Origin of the sequence: Macromonas bipunctata (genome assembly GCF_002837135.1) — a bacterium.
GTDB classification, from domain to species: Bacteria; Pseudomonadota; Gammaproteobacteria; order Burkholderiales; family Burkholderiaceae_C; genus Macromonas_A; species Macromonas_A bipunctata.
Genome location: NZ_NWBQ01000034.1, coordinates 1 through 4,724 on the forward strand (window position 1 = coordinate 1; position 4,724 = coordinate 4,724).

Genomic DNA, 4,724 nt, shown 5'->3' on the forward strand with positions numbered 1-4,724 from the left:
ACTGGCCCGCAACCCAAGCCGGGGTGGGGGTCGCTGCGTCCTGACAGGGCCGATGCGCGCGGGTGCGTGCCTTTGGCTCACGGCAATGACCCGTAGCGACCCCTCTTCAGGCATCAAAGTGACAAAAGAGACGACGGGGTGGACTGCGGTGAAATATCCGGGCTAGGGCTTCGCGCCTCATCTTGCGTGCAATGACGACCGGATCGGCATCTCGCTCGGCTTTTCTCACGTCGTAAGCAGCACGGAACTTGTCCCACGTGATCGGGCATCCTTGCTCATTCAAAATTTCAATGAAACGCTTGTCAATATTGAATTGCATTGTTTGGTACCTCAAGAGAGGAGAATCTCGCGAATGTCTGCCAACAAGCCCACAGGCATGGCCACACCCTTGTGTGCCCCCTCAATGACATCAAAGAAGCGCGTGACCTCATACCAGGAACGCTTGGCGGCAATCTCCAGCACCAGAGCACGGCCATCGACTTTGAGCACGTCGCGCCACTGCTCCAAGGTGATCTGGCCCAACAATTCGGCCTCCTCGTCCACACGCTGGACGATCTCCTCATCCGTGGCATGCTCAACGGCAAGACGTGCCTTCAAGCCCGGACTCCAGACCAGTTGACGCTTACCCTTGAAGGCGTGGACGAACTCACGAAACAGCGCCGCCGCTTGAGTGTCCGACTTGTCGTCGAGGACAGAGCGCAGCAAATCGAACGGCGTTTCACCACCTGCACGGCCCTTTTTGACATGACCCTTCGTCATTTCGTCCTCAAGGCCCCACTTCGTGACGTAAGCAGATGCCTTTTTGCCGTTATCCAGCTTGAGGCCGTGCATCATGCTGGGAGTACCCAAGCCTGCATACTCGCAAGACTTGGCCCACACGAGGTAAAGGCGCACCTCCCAATCACGACGCTGCGCAGCGTTGTAGCGACTCAGATCGACAGCAACGCCGGTAAACAGCAGGATGTGGAAATGAGGGTGCCAGCCGTTGTTTCGGGCGCTCTTGCGGCCATGCGTGACCTCCCGCGCCCTGACCTGTCCGATATAGCCCATTTCGGCCATGATGGCCTTTGTAGCCCTATCGTTCCAGAACCTCTTGAGAGCCTTAGCCTGCTGGTCAAGAAGGGCCGCCAGCACATCGCCACGCTGGTGCGGCACTGTGAGCGTCAACAGGTGGACGTTGCCCCCGCGAGCCTCGTGGACAGCCATAGCGGCCAGCAGCTCAAGGCGACGACGTTCCGCAATCTTGGCAGCGCACACAGGACAGGCCCAGACGCTGGCGCAAGTCTGCAAGCCACTGTAATGGGCCGTGCCGTACTCTGGAGCCTTCCAGACCTTGATTTCCTGGTTATGGGCACGCAACCTCAAGCACTTGGCAGTACGGCTGTCAGGGATGATGCTGGCGGCTACGCTCTGGAGCTGGAACCGCTGTGACTTGACCGCCATCGGGTCAAAGACAGCAGGAGCACCGGGGCTGTGTACCGATTTTGCACCTATACCAAGGGGGGCACCATCACGGGACTTATGCCCCGCCGCCCAGCGTGTGCCGTATGCGTCAGCACTGCTTGACGCTACCGGCCCACGCTTGTCGGCATGGGCCGAGGTGTGTAGAATTGTTGTCATCGGTTGAAGTCTTGTTCAATCGGTCGCGACCCCGAGGTGTTGACGCACCTGCGGGGTCTTTTCCATTATGCCGGGATAGGCTCCGGCTCAGTCTTGAGGCTGTAGAACAGAATGTTCTTGCCAGAGACAAACGCGCCAACAGGGACACTGACGCGCTGTCCCAAGAAGCGCCGAAACGAGTCGATAGAGCGCACCTTAAGCGTGACCATATCCAAGCGCTTCTCGCCGCTTTCCAGCACGTTCTCAGCCAAGATTTGGGCGTAGTCGGTAGCTGGACGGACTTCGCCAGTTTCCTTGTCAGTGGACGCAGGCCGTGCAAACACGTTCTGAACAATCCCGTTGAGGGTCAACATTGCCATATGTGATCCTTAGAAATCAGTTCTCGTTGCCGCTTTCCCAAGGGTTTTTCTTGTCGCCCTTGAAGACAGACTGGTGGATGAAGTGACCAGAACGCAGGCGCAACTCCTCGACCATCTCAGGCGGCAAAGACTTCAGGGTAGTGTCAATACCGACTTCAAGAATACGGTTCATGAGCTTGTTACGGCTCAGTCCAGATTGTTCAGTCATGGCCTCAACCATTCCAAACAGATGGCCGTGAAGGCGTGTATGTACGGGGAAAAGAATTCCCGAATAGTCGGTAGTACCAGCCTTTTTGAGCAAGGCTAAAAGAAGATGAAGGGAAGAAGGTTCAAAGTCATCATCGTGCATGGTTCACTCCAAATAGTTAATTTGGCTCATTTTGTTGAGCAAGTCGAGAATCATACACGAATTACTTGTTTTTCAGGGCGCGAGCACTGGCCCGGTGCTCTACCAGGAAGGCCGCGAACCACAGCAGCACAGGCCACCGGCTCAGGTTTGACATGGGGGGCACGCCCCCCATACCCCGTAACAGTCACGATATTGCACACGTTACGGCGTAACGATATAATGACCGTTACGCAGTAACAAAGGAGCCGATCATGGCAAAAAGCAACGCAGAACGACAGAAGGCATACCGGGCAGGCCGAGCAAGAGCTGGCGACAACGGAGAGCTTCGCATCAACACCTTCGTGACCACCAGTGCGGCCCTTGGACTCAAGCGGCTAGCGAAGCATTACGCAGTAACGCAGCGCGCCATGCTGGAGCGGCTTATCGGTGATGCTGACAAAGCGGTGTCAGCACCTATGGACGATGCCGATTTTGAGCAATACCTGAGAGGTGGCGCCTGAAGTTACGCAGTAACAAACAGAACGAAGTTACGCAGTAACAGGCGCAAAAAAGGGGTGCAGACTGCACCCCTCGGAACATCAATACGTGTGATGCCGATCCACCGAATCACACCGATTCAGGCATGGGAAGACTGGGAAATCAGCTCCTGGAGCATTGCGAACTGACGATCTGCTAGCCCGGATATTTCACCGCAATCCGTAGAAACGAGGACGGCATTGCCCTTGAAATGCCCGAACATCGAGGTATCGAATCTGGATGAGAGGACGGGCAATGCCGAAACCAAACTGTACACCGCAAACAACTGCCGATGAGGTTGGCGTGATTGATTTTGGCCGACTGGGCCGACGCAAGATCGAGGGCCGCTTCGATGGCGGCAGCATGACCAGCGACGCTGGGGTGATGCTGCTGGCCGAAGTCGACCGCAAGCTGGGCTTGCTGGGAACGGCGGCGCGCTGCATTGCCGACCCGCGCGATCCGCTGCTGATCACGCACAGCGTGCGCGACATGCTGCGGCAGCGCGTCTATGGCCTGGCGCTGGGCTGGGAGGACTTGAACGACCACGGTGCGCTGCGCCGCGACGTGGCGATGCAAACGGCCGTGGGGGTGGAGCGCGATATCGCCAGCGCGCCCACGCTGTGTCGGCTGGAGAAGTGGGCGGACCGCGCCACGGCCTGGAAGCTGCACGAGCTGCTGGTTGAGCAGTTCATTGCCAGCTTCGAGAGTCCACCCGAAGAGGTGGTGCTGGACTTTGATGCCACCGACAACCCGCTGCACGGCCAGCAGGAGGGCCGCTTCTTCCACGGCTACTACGACAGCTACTGCTACCTGCCGCTGTACGTGTTTTGCGGCCAGCAGCTGCTGTGCGCCTACTTGCGCCCGAGCAACATCGATGGGGCGCGGCACACGGCGGCCATCCTCAAGCTGCTGGTGCGCCGACTGCGCCAAGTCTGGCCGGGCGTGCGCGTGGTGTTTCGGGGCGACTCGGGATTTTGCCGCCAGCGCATCCTCAACTGGTGCGAGCGCTCGGGCGTGCACTACATCGTGGGCCTGGCGCGCAACGCGCGGCTGCAGGCGCAGGTGGCCTTGGCCGAGCTCTGGCTACAGGACGAGTACGAGCGCAGCCGCGCCAAGCAGCGCTTGCTCGGCGAGTTCGACTACGCCGCCAAGACCTGGCCGCACGAGCGACGCGTCATCACCCGGCTCGAATGGGGCGAGCAGGGCTGCAACCCGCGCTTTGTCGTGACCAACCTGGACGGCGACCCACAGACCCTGTACGACGGGCTCTACTGCCAACGCGGCGAGGCGGAGAACCGGATCAAGGAGGCGCAGGTCGGCCTCTTTGCCACCCGCACGAGCTGCCAGGTGTTGCACTCCAACCAACTGCGCATGCTGCTGTCGGCGCTGGGTTACGTGCTCATCGAGCGGCTGCGCGCCTTGGCCCTGCAGGGCACCGCACTGGCAACAGCCCAGGTCGACACCCTGCGCATCAGGCTGCTCAAGGTGGCGGCTGTGGTCACGCGCAACACGCGGCGCATCCGGCTGTACCTGGCCTCGCACTGGCCCAGCGCGCCCATCTTCGCGCACGCCATGAGCCAGCTGCGCTCGCCCTGAACGCCGCGACAGCGCCTGGCCGGCGCGATGACACAAAACTGGCCCGCAACCCAAGCCGGGGTGGGGGTCGCTGCGTCCTGACAGGGCCGATGCGCGCGGGTGCGTGCCTTTGGCTCACGGCAATGACCCGTAGCGACCCGTCTTCAGGCATCAAAGTGATAAAAGAGGCAACGGGGCGATCTACGGTGAAATATCCGGGCTAGCCGGGTCAGGGTGGCAGCGTAGTGGGGCTGGCTCACAAACGCGATGGTGAGCAAGATCCAGTAACCGTGTGGGTCTTGGGT

General features: G+C 59.9%; 6 protein-coding genes. 2 read left to right on the plus strand and 4 right to left on the minus strand.

What is annotated here, in order from left to right; translation table 11 throughout:
• Positions 1–106: 106 nt before the first annotated feature.
• From CON76_RS12790 to CON76_RS12795, 4 genes are all read right to left on the minus strand, one after another.
• Positions 107–319: a hypothetical protein gene (locus CON76_RS12790; protein WP_145995342.1), complete on the minus strand. Its 213-nt coding sequence runs from the start codon at positions 317–319 to the stop codon at positions 107–109.
• Positions 320–330: 11 nt separating this feature from the next.
• Complete coding sequence (locus CON76_RS05480; RefSeq protein ID WP_101102379.1) at positions 331–1,443, minus strand: protein rep; 1,113 nt, start codon at positions 1,441–1,443, stop codon at positions 331–333.
• Positions 1,444–1,685: 242 nt separating this feature from the next.
• Positions 1,686–1,979, minus strand: coding sequence for a hypothetical protein (locus CON76_RS05485; protein WP_101050404.1), 294 nt, complete (start codon positions 1,977–1,979; stop codon positions 1,686–1,688).
• Between the two features lie 16 nt (positions 1,980–1,995).
• On the minus strand, positions 1,996–2,328 hold the full coding sequence (locus CON76_RS12795; RefSeq protein WP_145995343.1) for a hypothetical protein: 333 nt from the start codon (positions 2,326–2,328) through the stop codon (positions 1,996–1,998).
• A gap of 251 nt (positions 2,329–2,579) precedes the next feature.
• On the opposite strand from CON76_RS12795, the gene CON76_RS05495 reads away from it, so the two are divergent.
• Together CON76_RS05495 and CON76_RS05500 are read left to right on the plus strand one after the other, a co-directional pair.
• Entirely contained in the window at positions 2,580–2,828 is a 249-nt protein-coding gene (locus tag CON76_RS05495; RefSeq protein ID WP_101050406.1) for a hypothetical protein, read from the plus strand.
• A gap of 271 nt (positions 2,829–3,099) precedes the next feature.
• Entirely contained in the window at positions 3,100–4,440 is a 1,341-nt protein-coding gene (locus CON76_RS05500; RefSeq protein WP_101050408.1) for an IS1380 family transposase, read from the plus strand.
• Positions 4,441–4,724: the final 284 nt, after the last annotated feature.